This window comes from Micromonospora haikouensis (genome assembly GCF_000876225.1).
Taxonomy (GTDB): domain Bacteria; phylum Actinomycetota; class Actinomycetes; order Mycobacteriales; family Micromonosporaceae; genus Micromonospora; species Micromonospora haikouensis.
This window is the reverse complement of the sequence record NZ_JXSX01000003.1, coordinates 2,439,661-2,454,430: the sequence shown is the minus strand read 5'-3', so window position 1 is coordinate 2,454,430 and position 14,770 is coordinate 2,439,661. Positions and strand designations below refer to the sequence as shown.

Annotated in this window: 8 protein-coding genes; 4 read left to right on the top strand and 4 right to left on the bottom strand. The window is 75.5% G+C overall.

What is annotated here, in order from left to right; all coding sequences use genetic code 11:
- Positions 1–130 precede the first annotated feature (130 nt).
- Complete coding sequence (locus TK50_RS31835) at positions 131–5,584, top strand: ATP-binding protein (protein WP_043969206.1); 5,454 nt, start codon at positions 131–133, stop codon at positions 5,582–5,584.
- 210 nt (positions 5,585–5,794) lie between these two features.
- Here TK50_RS31835 and TK50_RS31830 read toward each other — a convergent pair whose 3' ends face one another.
- The 3 genes from TK50_RS31830 to TK50_RS31820 are packed head-to-tail and all read right to left on the bottom strand — an operon-like array spanning position 5,795 to position 8,205.
- Positions 5,795–6,259 carry a hypothetical protein gene (locus TK50_RS31830; RefSeq protein ID WP_052504067.1) on the bottom strand — a complete coding sequence of 155 codons (465 nt, stop codon included), beginning with the start codon at positions 6,257–6,259 and terminating at the stop codon, positions 5,795–5,797.
- On the bottom strand, positions 6,234–6,866 hold the full coding sequence (locus TK50_RS31825; protein WP_043969205.1) for an RNA polymerase sigma factor: 633 nt from the start codon (positions 6,864–6,866) through the stop codon (positions 6,234–6,236). Before TK50_RS31825 ends, TK50_RS31830 begins: the two co-directional genes overlap by 26 nt.
- A gap of 28 nt (positions 6,867–6,894) precedes the next feature.
- Positions 6,895–8,205, bottom strand: a complete 1,311-nt coding sequence (locus TK50_RS31820; RefSeq protein WP_043969204.1) for a S8 family peptidase — start codon at positions 8,203–8,205, stop codon at positions 6,895–6,897.
- 187 nt (positions 8,206–8,392) lie between these two features.
- On the opposite strand from TK50_RS31820, the gene TK50_RS31815 reads away from it, so the two are divergent.
- Positions 8,393–11,002: a CHAT domain-containing protein gene (locus tag TK50_RS31815; RefSeq protein ID WP_052504039.1), complete on the top strand. Its 2,610-nt coding sequence runs from the start codon at positions 8,393–8,395 to the stop codon at positions 11,000–11,002.
- Positions 11,003–11,128: 126 nt separating this feature from the next.
- Complete coding sequence (locus TK50_RS31810) at positions 11,129–11,926, top strand: S1 family peptidase (protein WP_043969203.1); 798 nt, start codon at positions 11,129–11,131, stop codon at positions 11,924–11,926.
- Between the two features lie 60 nt (positions 11,927–11,986).
- Here the strand turns inward: TK50_RS31810 and TK50_RS31805 are convergent, their stop codons facing one another.
- Positions 11,987–13,273 (bottom strand): YncE family protein, encoded by a 1,287-nt coding sequence (locus TK50_RS31805; protein WP_043969202.1) that lies wholly within the window; start codon positions 13,271–13,273, stop codon positions 11,987–11,989.
- 181 nt (positions 13,274–13,454) lie between these two features.
- Between TK50_RS31805 and TK50_RS31800 the strand changes: the two genes are divergently transcribed.
- Positions 13,455–14,699, top strand: coding sequence for a PucR family transcriptional regulator (locus TK50_RS31800; RefSeq protein WP_043969201.1), 1,245 nt, complete (start codon positions 13,455–13,457; stop codon positions 14,697–14,699).
- The last annotated feature ends 71 nt before the right edge of the window (positions 14,700–14,770 follow it).

Sequence of the window (14,770 nt, the reverse complement as noted above, 5' to 3'; positions counted from 1 at the left end):
CCTACAACGTCGGCCGCGCAGCCTGCGCTGTCTGCGACATGGCGCAGCCGCCCCGTAGACGGAAGGGTGAACACTGCCGGGGTCGCAGTGTCGCGTGCGCCCGTCGTCGGTCTACAGGAGGGCTGGGTCGGTGTTCAGTCGTGTCGCCATCGTCAACCGTGGAGAGGCCGCGATGCGGCTCATCCACGCCGTCCGGGACCTGGCCGCCGAGACCGGGACACGGATCGAGACCGTCGCCCTGCACACCGACGTCGACCGCGCGGCCACCTTCGTCCGCGAGGCCGACCTGTCGTACGACCTGGGCCCCGCCTCGGCGCGGCCGTACCTCGACCTGAAGGCCCTGGAGCGCGCCCTGGTGGAGACCGGGGCCGACGCCGCGTGGGTCGGCTGGGGCTTCGTCGCGGAGGACCCGGCGTTCGCCGAGCTGTGCGAGCGGGTCGGCGTCACCTTCGTCGGGCCGAGCGCGGACGCCATGCGCAAGCTCGGCGACAAGATCGGCGCGAAGCTGATCGCCGAGGAGGTCGGCGTGCCGGTCGCGCCGTGGAGCCGGGGCGCGGTCGAGACCCTCGACGACGCCCTGGCCGCCGCGGAGCGGATCGGCTACCCGCTGATGCTCAAGGCCACGGCGGGCGGCGGCGGGCGCGGCATCCGGGTGGTCACCAGCTCCGCCGAGCTGGCCGACGCCTACGAGCGCACCAGCCAGGAGGCGGCGCGCGCGTTCGGCAGCGGCGTCGTGTTCCTGGAGCGCCTCGTCACCGGCGCCCGGCACGTCGAGGTGCAGGTGATCGCCGACGGCGCCACCGCGTGGGCGCTGGGTGTGCGCGACTGTTCCGTGCAGCGGCGCAACCAGAAGGTCATCGAGGAGTCGGCCTCGCCGGTGCTCAGCCCCGAGCAGGCCGCCGAGCTCAAGGCGTCGGCCGAGCGCCTCGCCGTCGCGGTCGGCTACCGGGGCGCCGCCACCGTCGAGTTCCTCTACCACCCCGGCGACCGGCTCTTCGCGTTCCTGGAGGTCAACACCCGGCTGCAGGTCGAGCACCCGATCACCGAGGTGACCTGCGGGTTCGACCTGGTCAAGGCGCAGCTGCACGTGGCCTCCGGCGGCCGGCTCGACGGCGCGCCGCCGGTCGAGCGCGGGCACGCCATCGAGGCCCGGCTCAACGCCGAGGACCCGGACCGCGACTTCGCCCCCTCCCCGGGCCGCATCGCCCGGCTCGACCTGCCCGCCGGGCCCGGCATCCGGGTCGACACCGGCGTCAGCGCGGGCGACACCATCCCCGCCGACTTCGACTCCATGATCGCCAAGATCATCGCGTACGGCCGCGACCGCCACGAGGCGCTCGGCCGGCTGCGCCGCGCCATGGCGGAGACCACCGTGATCATCGAGGGCGGCGCGACGAACAAGAGCTTCGTGCTCGACCTGCTCGACCAGCCCGAGGTGATCGACGCCAGCGCCGACACCGGCTGGATCGACCGCGTCCGGGGCGAGGGCCGGCTCGTGACGCACCGGCACTCCGCCGTCGCGCTGGCCGCCGCCGCCATCGAGGCGTACGAGGAGGAGGAGCGCGCCGAGCGGCAGCGGCTCCTGTCGACGGCGTTCGGCGGGCGCCCGCAGGTGCAGCACGCCAGCGGCCGGCCGCTGGACCTGAAGCTGCGCGGCGTCGGCTACCGGGTCCGGGTGGCGCGCGTCGGCGCGCACCGGTTCCGCGTCGGCATCGAGGCCGGCGACGGCGTGCGCACCGCCGACGTCGAGCTCGACCGCTTCGACCGGCACACCGGGCAGATCGCCGTCAACGGCACGCGCTACCGCCTGCTCACCGGCACCCACGGGCCGGTGCACCTGGTCGAGGTCGACGGGGTGACCCACCGGGTCAGCCGCGACGAGGGCGGCGTCGTCCGCTCGCCCGCCCCCGCGCTGGTCGTCGCCACGCCGCTGGAGGTCGGCGCGGAGGTCGAGGCGGGCGCGCCGGTGCTCGTGCTGGAGAGCATGAAGATGGAGACGGTGCTGCGCGCGCCGTTCCGGGCGCGGCTCAAGGAGTGCGCCGTCTCCGTCGGCAGCCAGGTGGAGACCGGCGCGCCGCTGCTGCGGCTGGAACCCCTCGCCGACGACGACGCCGCCGAGGACACCTCGTCCGGCCCGGCCGTCGAGCTGGACCTGCCCGCCGCCGCCGCGACGATCCCGGCGCGCGAGCGCGCCACGCGCGGCCAGGAGGACCTGCGCAGCCTGCTGCTAGGCTTCGACGTCGACCCGCACGACGACCGCCGGGTGCTCGACGACTACCTGGTCGCGCGCCGGGCCGCCGCCGAGGAGGGCTACCGGCCGCTGGCCGAGGAGTTCGGGCTCGTCGACGTGTTCGCCGACCTCGCCGAGCTCAGCCGCAACCGGCCGGCCGGCGAGGACGGCGACGGCCACGTCTTCAGCGCCCGCGAATACTTCCACACCTACCTGCAGTGCCTCGACGTCGAGCGCGCCGGCCTGCCGGAGACGTTCCAGGCCAAGCTCGCCAAGGCCCTCGGGCACTACGGCGTCACCGAGCTGGAGCGCACGCCCGCGCTCGAGGCCGCCGTGTTCCGGATCTTCCTCGCCCAGCAGCGCGCCGCCGCCGACGCCACGGTCGTCGCGACGCTGCTGCGCGAGTGGCTGCGCGAGCCCCCGCCGGACGACGTGCTGCGCGAGCCCGCCGGCCTCGCGCTGGAACGGCTGGTGGCCGCCACGCAGGTCCGCTTCCCCGTCGTCGCCGACCTCGCGCGCGGCGTGGTGTTCGCCTGGCTGGGCCAGCCGCTGCTGCGCCGCAACCGCGCCCGCGTCTACGCCGCCGTGCGCCGGCACCTGCGCCACCTCGACGCCCACCCCGACGCGCCGGACCGCGCCGAGCGCGTCGCCGAGATGGTCCGCAGCACCGAGCCGCTGGTGCGGCTGCTCGGCCAGCGGCTGGTCCGCGACCACCTCGACAACGCGGTGATGCTGGAGGTGCTGACCCGCCGCTACTACGGCAACAAGGGCCTCACCGGCGTACGCACCAGCTCCGTCGCCGGCTGCACGTTCGTCGTCGCCGACCGGGCCGACTCGCGGGTGGTCTCCGCGGCGGTGCGGTTCGAGGCGCTGGGGGACGCGCTGCGCGGGCTGGCGGAGCTGGCCGGCGGCGAGGAGGCCGTCGACGCCGACGTCTACCTCGCCTGGGAGCGGCAGCCGGAGGACTCCGACGCGATGGCGGCGGCGCTGCACGAGGTCATCGGGGCCTACCCGCTGCCCGCCCAGGTCCGCCGGATCACCGCCACCGTCGCCGGCCGCAGCGGCGCGGTGATGCACCACCACTTCACGTTCCGCCCGTCGACCACCGGGATGGCCGAGGAGCGGCTGGTCCGCTTCCTGCACCCGTACATCGCCCAGCGGATGCAGCTGGAGCGGCTGCGCAAGTTCGATCTCACCCGGCTGCCGTCCTCCGACGAGGAGGTCTACCTCTTCCGGTGCGTGGCGCGGGAGAACCCGTCCGACGAGCGCCTCGTCGCGTTCGCGCAGGTGCGTGACCTGACCGAGCTGCGCGAGCACGACGGTCGGCTGGTGTCGCTGCCGACGGCCGAGGACACCGTCGCCACCTGCCTGGACTCGATCCGGCGCGCGCAGTCGCGGCGGCCGTCGAACAAGCGGGTCAACACCAACCGGATCGTGGTCTACGTCTGGCCGCCGAGCGACATCACCCGCGCCGAGCTGGAGATGATCGCCGGGCGGGTGCTGCCGACGACCGCCGGCGCCGGGCTGGAGGAGATCCTGTTCATCGCGCGGCAGCGCGACCGGGACACCGGCGAGCTGACCAAGATCGCCGTGCGGGTCTCCTTCGACGCCACCGGCGCCGCCGAGCTGACCGTCGGCGAGCCGTCGGACGAGCCGGTCGAGCCGCTCGACGACTACCGGCAGAAGGTGCTGCGGGCGGCCAGCCGCAACACGGTCTACCCGTACGAGCTGACCGGTCTGCTCGGCGAGTTCGTCGAGCACGACCTCGACGAGCGGCACGCGCTGGTGCCGGTGGACCGGCCCCGGGGCCGCAACCGCGCGGCGCTCGTCGCGGGCGTGGTCACCACCCGCACGACGCGCTACCCGGAGGGCGTCACCCGGGTCGTGCTGCTCGGCGACCCGACGAAGTCGCTCGGCGCGCTGTCGGAGCCGGAGTGCCGGCGGGTGATCGCCGCGCTGGACCTGGCCGAGTCGATGCGGGTCCCGCTGGAGTGGTACGCGCTGTCCTCCGGCGCGCGGATCTCCATGGAGTCCGGCACGGAGAACATGGACTGGGTGGCCGCGGCGCTCAAGCGGATCGTCGAGTTCACCCAGGACGGCGGCGAGATCAACATCGTGGTCGCGGGCATCAACGTCGGCGCGCAGCCGTACTGGAACGCCGAGGCGACGATGCTCATGCACACCAAGGGCGTCCTGGTGATGACGCCGGACTCGGCGATGGTGCTCACCGGCAAGCAGTCGCTCGACTTCTCCGGCGGCGTCTCGGCGGAGGACAACTTCGGCATCGGCGGCTACGACCGGGTGATGGGCCCGAACGGGCAGGCGCAGTACTGGGCGCCGAACCTGACCGCCGCGCGGGACGTGCTGATGGCGCACTACGACCACACGTACGTCGCCCCCGGCGAGTCCGGGCCGCGCCGGGCGACCACGACCGACCCGGTCGACCGTGACGTCTCGGGCTTCCCGCACGTCATGGCGGGCAGCGACTTCACCACGGTCGGCGAGATCTTCTCCGCCGAGGCCAACCCCGACCGCAAGAAGCCGTTCGACATCCGCAGCGTCATGCGGGCCCTGTCCGACCAGGACCACCCGGTGCTGGAGCGCTGGGCGGGGATGGCCGACGCGGAGACCGCGGTGGTGCAGGACGTGCACCTGGGCGGCATGCCGGTGTGCCTGCTCGGCATCGAGTCGCGGTCGGTGCCCCGGCGCGGCTTCCCGCCCACCGACGGCCCGGACACCTACACGGCGGGCACGCTGTTCCCGCGCTCGTCGAAGAAGGCCGCGCGGGCGATCAACGCGGCCAGCGGCAACCGGCCCCTCGTGGTGCTGGCGAACCTGTCCGGCTTCGACGGCTCGCCGGAGTCGATGCGCAAGCTCCAGCTGGAGTACGGCGCGGAGATCGGCCGGGCGATCGTCAACTTCCGCGGGCCGATCGTGTTCTGCGTGATCTCCCGCTACCACGGCGGCGCGTTCGTCGTCTTCTCCAAGGCGCTGAACCCGAACATGACCGTGCTGGCGCTGGAGGGCTCGTTCGCGTCGGTGCTCGGCGGCGCGCCCGCCGCGGCCGTGGTGTTCTCCGGCGACGTCAACGCCCGCACCGCCGCCGACCCGCGGGTGCGGGACCTGGAGGCCCGCGTCGCGGCGGCCTCCGGCACCGAGCGGGCCGCCCTGACCGCCGAGCTGGACGAGCTGCGCTCGTCGGTGCGGGCGGAGAAGCTGGGCGAGGTCGCCGCCGAGTTCGACCGGGTGCACAACATCCAGCGCGCGGTCGAGGTCGGCTCCGTCGACGCCGTCATCCGCGCGGCCGAGCTGCGGCCCCGGATCATCGAGGCCATCGAGTCCGGCCTGCGCTGAGCAGAGCTCCGGCCGGCCGGTGCCCTCGGGCGTCGGCCGGCCGGAGCCCACCCGCCGGTGGCTCCTTCTCTCGACGCATAGGGAGCTGAGTCGAATACGACATCAAGCGGGCCGCCGTGATTCCGGCCGGGTTGATGTCGTGACCGACTCAGCTCCCCATGCGCTGACCCGCGACCACGGTGGGCCGTGCTCCCCGCTGCGCCACGGGCGTCAGCCCAGGCTGACCCAGTCGGTGGCGACGGCGTAGCCGTCGGCGCGGGCCGACAGCCGGACCGGGCCCGTCGGGGGAGCGCCCAGCGAGAAGAAGCCCACCTCGTCGACCGGCGACTCGTCGTAGGGGCCGGTGGCCGTGCGGGCGGTGACCCGGCCGCCCCGGGGCGGGGAGAGCTGGCCGACGATGCCGGCCTCGGTCACCTCGATCTCCAGCACCACCTGCCCGCTGCGGAACGACAACGTGCGCGCGGAGCCGCCGGAGCGGGTCAGCCCGGCCGGTTCGGCGTCGCACGCCGAGTCGAACATCAGCTCGGCGACCGCCAGCTCGGCGTCGACCGTCCGCCAGGCGAACGCCGCCCGCGCCGCGGTCAGGAACTCCTCCGGGACCGGCCCGGTGTCCCACAGCGCGGCGCCCAGCTCCACGGTCAGGGCGTCGTCATCGGCCGGCGGCCACGGCGCCATCGCGTTCACCCCCGCTCGTCTCCAGGCCACGGCGCACCCCGAGGAACGGGGCGAGCGCCGGGCAGGCGCGCAGCTTGCGCAGGCAGCGCGCCTGGGTCGGGCCGATGCTACCCACCGGCATGCCCAGCCGTTCGCCGATCTCCCGGTAGCTGACCGGCGGGTCGGCCGTCAGCAGCGCCAGCAGGTGCTGGCAGCGGGGCGGGAGCTGCGCGAAGCCCTCCCGCAGCGCCTGCCGCCGTTCGGCCCGCAGCAGCTCCTCGTCGGGCGTCACCGCGTCCACCAGCGACCCGTGCCGGGCGTCGAGCGCGTCGTCGTACGGGTCGACGGGCCGCATGCGGCGGTCGAGGCGGGACAGCCGGTAGCACTCGCGCCGGGTCGTGGTCGCCAACCAGGCCGCCAGCGCCTCCGGGTCGCGCAGCTGGTCGAGCCGCTCCACCAGGCGCAGCCACACGGTCTGGTTGACGTCGGCGGCGTCGGCGCGGCTCATCCCGTGGGCCCGGATCACCGCCACCACCAGCGGCGTGTAGCGGCGCACCAGTTCCGCCCAGGCCGCCTCGTCCCCACCGGAGGCCGCCGCCACCAGGCGCGTCGCCGTCACGTCGGTCACCGCGCCTCCCCGTGGCCCGTCGCGCGGCTCATGCGACGAGCACCCCGTAGTCGGGATGCCAGCGGGGGTTGGCCAGCAGCGCGAGGCGCGCCGCGTCGGCGCTCAGGCCACCGGCGGTCATCATCGCGGCGAGCCTACCGGACACGTGGCCAGTGGCGAAGGAGCTGCCGGCCCACGTCGCGAAGCCGTGGAACACCTGGGTCGGCCGCCCCGGCAGCGGCAGCTGGCCCTCGACGTACGTGCTGTCGCGCTCGCCGAGGGCGCAGGCGTCGACCCACGGGCCGAAGCCGCTGTAGGACGCCGGCACGAGGATCCCGCCGTCGCGGGACACCGCGGCCACGGCGAGCACCCGTTCCAGGGCGGCCGGCCAGGCGGGGCGGCTGCTGCCGGCGTTGCCGGCGGCGGCCACCACGGCGGTCTGTGCCGGCAGCGCGGCCACGGCGTTGACCAGCGGTAGCGGGGGCACGTCGTCCTGGGTGAAGCCGCCGAGGGACAGGTTGACCACGGACACCTGCGACCCGAGGCGGGACATGGCGGCCACCAGCATCGCCTCGTCGCCGACGCCGGTGGGGTTCAACGCCTGCTCGGGGTCCACTCGCACCCCTGGCGCGGCCTGCCGGACGACCCCGGCGACGAAGGTGCCGTGCCCGCCCTGCGGGGCGAGCGTGGTGCCGGAGACGTACAGCGCGTCCAGGTCGTCGGCCTCCGGCAGGTAGCTGCCGCCGAGCCACTGGGGATGCCAGGCGCCGGCCTGCTGCCAGATCCCGGTGTCGCAGACCCCGACGGTGACGCCGGCGCCCTCGCCGAGGCGGGCCGGGTCCGGCGGCGGCAGCGCCGCCGCGGCCCGGGGCGGGCTGCCGGGGTTGCCCATGATGTTGCCCAGGCCAAGCAGCACGTGGTGCGGCTGCACCCTGGGGACCTGCTGGCCGGGCCACTGCTTCGGGTCGCGCAGCGCCGTCACCACCGCCGGCACGTCGGTCTCCTTGGCGAACAGCAGGCGGGTGACGCCGGCGAAGCCGGCCCCGACGCTCACCTGGTGCCCGCGCGAGCGCAGCCAGGACAGGACCCGTTGGACGTCGCTGTTGGCGGCGAGCAGCTGCCGGGGACGGTAGAGGAACTCCCGGCCCTGCGTGGTGAAGCGCCGCACGTCGGGGTCGGCGGCCAGCGCGGCGGAGAACGCCTTCTGGTACGCGTCGTCGTCGGTGCCCTCGGCCGTGGCGGCGGCCGGTCGCAGCACGTCGCCGAGCGGCACCGCCGCGGCGCACGCGGCCAGGGTGAGCAGCCCGCGCCGGGACAGTCGACCGGCGGGCGGTGGCGTGCGGGGGCGGTCAGGAAGCACCGGTCCTCCAGGCGGTCGCGACGTGCGCGGTCGGCGGTGTCCCGGTGCGACAGCACGTCGGGGCGCTGTCGATTCTTCCAAAGCATAGTTGAAAGTCAATTGGAGGAATGGGCGGTCCAATGCCGGCAATTTCCACTGTCGGACCCCGGATTGACGGTGGCCGGGTCCATCGGGAACGCTGTCTGTCATGGCCGACAGCGCCGGTTCCGCCGGCGCGGCCCAGTCCGCGCTCGACGCCGTGCAGCGCTATCCCCGCGAGGCGATCGCGATCGCGCAGCGGGTGCTCGCCGCCGGTCGCGCCGTCGCCGGTGACGAGCGGTCCACCGCCGAACGGGCGATCGGCCTGGCCCTGCGGGAGCTCAACGACCTGCCCGGGGCGCTGCGGCACCTGCGTCGGGCGGAACGGGCCGCCACGACGCCCCGGGTGCGGGCCCTGGCCCGGATGAGCCTCGGCTACGTGCTGGCCAACGCCGGCCGCACCGCCGCGGCGCTGCGGGCGGTGACCGCCGCCCTGCCGCAGCTCACCGGCGCCGACGCCGGGCGGGCCCGGATGCAGCGGGGCGTGGTGCTGCACTACCGGGGCCGCTACGACGAGGCGGTGCGCGACTACTCGCTCGCCGTCGACATCGCCCAGCGCGAGGGCGACCGGCTGCTGGAGGCCCGGGCCCGCAACAACCGGGGCCTGCTCAACGCCCACCGGGGCGCGCGGGGCCGCGACGACGACCTCGCCCGGTCGGCGGCCATCTTCGAGGGGCTGGGGCTGGACCTCGCGGCCGCCGACGCCCGCTGGAACCTGGGCATCGCGGCCGGCCAGCGCGGCGACACGGTGGGGGCGCTGCGCTGCTTCGCCGAGGTCGAACGGGAATACCGGCGTCTCGCCGTGCCCCGGCCGGCGCTGCTGCTGGACCGCTTCGAGCTGCTGCTGTCGGTGCCCCTGCTCGACGAGGCGGTCGAGGTCGCCGCCGTGGCCGTGCGGGAGCTGAACCGCCGGGGCATGGCCTCCGACCTCGCCGAGGCGCTGCTGGCCCGGGCCAGGGCGGCGCTGCTCGCCGGCGACCTGGACACCGCCACCGGCACGGCAGCCCAGGCGCGGGCCCGGTTCCGCCGCCAGGGCCGCCGCACCTGGGCCGCCTTCGCCCGGCACGTGGAGCTGCGCGCCGAGTTCCGCCGGGGCACCCGCTCGGCGGCCCTGTTGACGGCGTTGGTGCGTACCGCCGGTCAGCTCGACGCGACCGGGTGGCCCGGCCCCGCGCTGACCACGCGGATCGACGCCGGCCGGCTGGCCGCCGCGCTGGGCCGCACCGACCGTGCGGCGGACCTGCTGGACGCGGCGGCCCGCGCCCGCCGGTGGGGCACCGCGCCCGGCCGCGCCCAGGGGTGGTACGCCCTGGCGCTGTCGCACCGGCTCGCCGGGGACGACCGGGCTGCGGCGCGGGCGCTGCGCCGTGGGCTGGCCGTGCTGGACAGCCACCGGGCCTCGCTCGGCGCCACCGAGCTGCGGGCGCACAGCGGGGCGTACGGGCAGGAGTTGGCCGCCGAGGGCCTCGACATCGCGGTCCGCTCGGGCGCCCCGGCTCGGGTGCTGGCCTGGGCGGAGCGGTGGCGGGCGAGCGCGGTGCGCACCCGGGCGGCGCTGCCGCCGGCCGACCCGGACCTGTTCGCCGCGCTCACCGAGCTGCGGCTGGTCAGCAGCCTGCTGGAGGACACCCTGCTCGCCGGCCGGCCGGCGCACGCGCTGCGGGGCCGGCAGGCCCGGCTGGAGCAGCACATCCGCGACCTGTCCCGGCGGGTGCCGGGCGGCGGGGCCGTGGCGTCCCCGCCCGGCGTGTCGACGCTGGCCGGGCGGCTCGGCCCGCGCGTGCTGGTCGAGCTGGTGGCGCACGGGGAGCGGCTGCGGGCGGTGCTGGTCCGCGACGGGCGGGCGACCCTGCACGACCTCGGCCCGCTCGCCGAGGCGGCGAACCGGGCCCGGCTGCTCCGGTTCGGCCTGCGTCGGCTGGTCACCACCGGCGACTCGGCCGGCGTGCGGGCCGGCGTGGCGCACGCGGCGGCGGCGCTGGACCGGCAGCTGTTCGACCCGTTGCGCCGGCACCTGGGCGACCGCCCCCTGGTCGTCGTCCCGATCGGGGCCCTGCACGCCGTGCCGTGGTCGGGCCTGCCCAGCTGCGCCGGCCGGCCGGTCACCGTCGCCCCCTCGGCCACGGCCTGGCTGGTCGCGGACCGCCGGGACGCGCCGGACGGGCCGCCGGTGCTGGCGGCGGGCCCGCGCCTGCCGGCGGCGCAGACCGAGGTACGCCAGCTCGCCGGCGTGCTGCCGGGCGCGCGGGTGTTCACCGGGGCGGACGCCACCGCCGGCGCGCTGACCGCCGCGTTGGACGGTGCGGCGCTGGCCCACATCGCCGCGCACGGCACGTTCCGGGCCGACAACCCGCTCTTCTCCCGCCTGGAGCTGGCCGACGGGCCGCTGCTGGCGTACGAGCTGGAGCGGCTGCCCCGGCCACCCGGCTGCGTCGTGCTGTCCGCGTGCGACTCGGGGCTGTCCGGGGTACGCCCCGGCGACGAGGTCATGGGCTTCACGGCGGTGCTGCTGGCCCGGGGCGCCCGCTGCCTGGTGGCCACCGTGCTGCCGGTGCCGGCCGAGCCCACCACCGCGCTGATGCTCGACCTGCACCGCAGGATGCGCCAGGGTGCGCGGCCGGCGCGCGCCCTGGCCGACGCCCAGGCCGCGTTCGTGGCGACGGGCGACGGCGCCGGCCTGGCCACGGCGGCGGCCTTCGTCTGCTTCGGTGCCGGCTGAGCGCCGCGATAGCACCGTCGTATGACCAGGTGAGGATGATTAGTAATCGACGTTGCTAAATATGATTCGCGTCATCCGAAGGCGGCGCGTCACCCCCGGGGCGCCGCAGATGATGCGGAGGAACACATGGTTCGCTGGCGCACCCTCACCGGCCTGTTGGCCACCGCGCTCGCCGCGGTGACCGCGGGCAGCCTCACCCTCGCCGCACCCGCCGCCGCCGCGGGCGACGCCACGGTCACCCCGAACGTCGTCGGCGGCACGCCCGCCGCCCAGGGCGAGTTCCCCTTCATGGTGCGGCTCTCCATGGGCTGCGGCGGCTCGCTCTACAGCCCCACCCTGGTCCTCACCGCCGCGCACTGCGTCGGCCGCACCGGCGCCAACACCAGCATCACCGCCACGCTCGGCGTGGTCGACCTCCAGTCGGCCAGCCGGATCACCGTCCGGTCCAACTACGTCTACCGCGCGCCCGGCTACACCGGCAACGGCAAGGACTGGGCGCTGATCCGCCTGGCCACCCCGGTCACCGGCCTGGCCACCCTGCCCATCGCCACCACCGGCGCGTACGACAGCGGCACCTTCACCGTCGCCGGCTGGGGCGCGGCGCGCGAGGGCGGCGCGCAGCAGCGCTACCTGCTCAAGGCCACCGTGCCGTTCGTCAGCGACTCCGTCTGCAGCACCAACTACGGCGGCGACATCATCCCGGCCGAGGAGATCTGCGCCGGCTACGCCTCCGGCGGCACGGACACCTGCCAGGGCGACTCGGGCGGCCCGATGTTCCGCCGCGACGCCACCAACGCCTGGATCCAGGTCGGCATCGTCAGCTGGGGTGAGGGCTGCGCCCGCCCCAACTACCCGGGCGTCTACACGCAGGTGAGCTACTTCGCCTCCGCGATCGCCTCGGCCGCCACCAGCCTCGGCGGCTGACCACGGGCAGACGGCTGCGGCCCGGCCGGATCACCGGCCGGGCCGCAGCCGCGCGGGGGACTACCGGGCGGCCGGCGGGGTCCAGCCGGCGGGGAGGTGCCCGATCCGCACCCGCTGCGGGTGGTCACCGACGGGCACGCTGACCACCTTCTGGCCCGTGGCGAAGCTGATCGCGGTGACCTGGTCGGCGCCCGACTCCGAGATGACGCAGTCGCGGCCGTCGCCGCTCACCGTCGCCCAGTACGGCTTGCTGGCCGTGACCAGCGGACCCGGGGTGAGGGTGGACCGGTCGACGATCGTGGTGTAGTCGTCCATCGTCCCGGCGACGCAGAGCTTCGCCCCGTCCGGGCTGATCGACATGCCGTGGTGCCGCGAGTCGTTGACCCACTTCGTGCGGTCCTCGGTGGTGTTCGGGTTCTTCGGCAGCGTGGCGACCCGGGTGACCCGGTCGCCGGCCACGTCGTACTCGACGAAGCCGTTGAAGAACGACACCTGGAAGTAGAGCTTGCTCTCGTCGGGGGTGAAGACCGCAGGCCGGACGGCGTCGGAGAGGTCGCTGCGGCCGTACGCGTCGAGCCGGGGCCGCATGTCGATCTCCTTGACCTTCGCGAAGGTGGTCGCGTCGGCGATGGTGATCTTCCGGTCGCCCTTGGTCCAGTCCTGCGACGGGGCGTCGAGCGAGCTGTTGACGTCCCCGATGGACATGTTCCAGATGTGCCGGCCGCCGTCGGTGAAGATGTTCTCGTGCGGGGTGTCGCCGGTGCCGAACGAGCCCACCTGCTTGCCCGTGTTGATGTCGAGCACGTGCACGGTGTCCGAGGTGGACGCCGAGACCGCGACGCGGGTGCCGTCGGGGGAGACGGCCATGTGGTCGGAGCGGAACCCGGAGACGGGGAACCGCCAGCGCACCGCGCCGGTGCGCAGGTCGATCGAGACGACGTCGGCGAAGCTGGGCCGGGACGCCACCAGCGCCGTCCCGTCCGGCGTGGTGTACATGTCGTCGACGAGCTGGTCGTGCCCCTCGCCGGGGCCCTGCTGGATGCCCAGGTAGAAGGCGAGCTTGATCGGGTTGAGGTAGATCTCCCAGAGCCGCTGCTGCTTGTCGGGCACGACGTTGACCCGGCCGAGGCGGGCGTAGTCGCCCCGGGAGCGGATGACGTCGACGGTGCCCTCCCAGTTGTTGCCGACGAACATCACCTCCTCCAGGGCGGCGGCGCCCACCGGCGCGGCGGGGGCGGCGACGGCCGGGGCCGGCGCGGTGGTGGCCACGGCGGCGAGGGCGGCGGCGAGGGCGCCGTACCTGCGGGCGCGGCGGACGGGCGGGGAGGACGGTGCTGCTGCGGGCATGGGCTGCTCCTGCCGGTGGGGGCGACCGATGGTGGCGTTCCGCGGTGCGCTGGTGCGGTGTTACTTTGCGGTAACAGAAGGAAACCAACCGAAGCCGGACTCCCGGTAGGGCACGGGGGCCAAAACCCGGCCGGGTCGTTGTGGACGGCCCACAGTGGCCGGGGCGGAGGGAAGCGGGCCGATGAGGATGCCGGAGCGGGCCGGGGCCCTCGGCGCGCTGCTGCGCGAGCTGGCGACCGACCGGCGGGTCGTGGACGAGATGGTCGAGGCGGCCCGGGAACACTCGCCCGAGGTGGCCCGGCTGCCGACGGCCGAGAACCGTCGGCACGTGGCGGCCCTGCTGACCGCCGGGCTGGCGTCGTTCGAACGGCTGGTGGAGCCGAGCGAGCGGGACTTCGCCGAGGCCCGACGCCTCGGGGCCGACCGGGCCGCGCAGGGCGTCTCCGTCGCCGGATTGCTGCGCGGGGTGCAGGCCGGCCGGCAGCGCGTGGTCGAGATCGCGCGCGACCGGGGCCGGGCCGCCGGGATACCCGACACCGCGCTGCTGGACGCCCTGCTGGAGCTCGGCCGGTACGCAAGCGCGCTGGAGCGCGCCCTGGTCGACGGCCATCACACGGCGGAGCTGGAGCTGGCCCGCACCCGCCGCGACGCCCGCAACCGGCTGCTGCGTCGGCTGCTGCTCGACGAGGCGGGCGACGGGCACCCCGGGGACGATCTCGGGCTGCGCCCCGACGACCTGGCCGCCTTCGGGCTGCGCCCCGACGGCCGCTACCACTGCGTGGTCACCGAGCTGACCGACCCGGCCCGGATCGCGGCGGTGGAGCGGCAGCTCTGCGGCGGCGGCGCGCTGTTCGGCACCGTCGACGACCGGCTCGCCGGCCTGTGCGTACGGCTGCCGCCCGCCGACCTCGCCGACGCGGCCGGGCTCGTGGTGGCCGCCCCGGCGCGGCCCCTGGCACAGGCCCCGGCCCTGCACCGGCTCTGCGTGGCCGCCCTGCGCGCCGCGTCCCGGGCCGGGCTGCGTGGCCTGCACCGGGTGGTCGACCTCGCCGGGGAGACCGCGTTGGCCGCCCAGCCGGCCCTGGCCGACCTGGTCAGCGGGGAGCTGCTGGCGGCCCTCGACCCGGCCGACGAGTTCCACCGGCAGCTCGCCTCGACCGTGCTGACCTACCTCGACCACGGCCAGCGGCTGGACCGCACGGCCGAGGCCCTGCACCTGCACCCGAACACCGTGCGCTACCGGCTGCGCCGGGTGCAGGAGCTGACCGCGATGCCGCCGACCCTCGCCGAGCCGGGCGGCCGGTGGCCGGTGCCGCAGACGGTGCGCTGGTGGTGGGCGCTGCGCACCTGGCTCGACGGCGACCCGCTGCGCGATCCGGCCGCCGGCCGTCCCGGGCTCGCCCAGCCGCACCGCCCGGCGAGGTGACTCCACCCCACGCATAGGGAGCTGAGTCGAAGACGACATCACCGCGCCCCGCCCCGGCTGGCCCGCCCCGG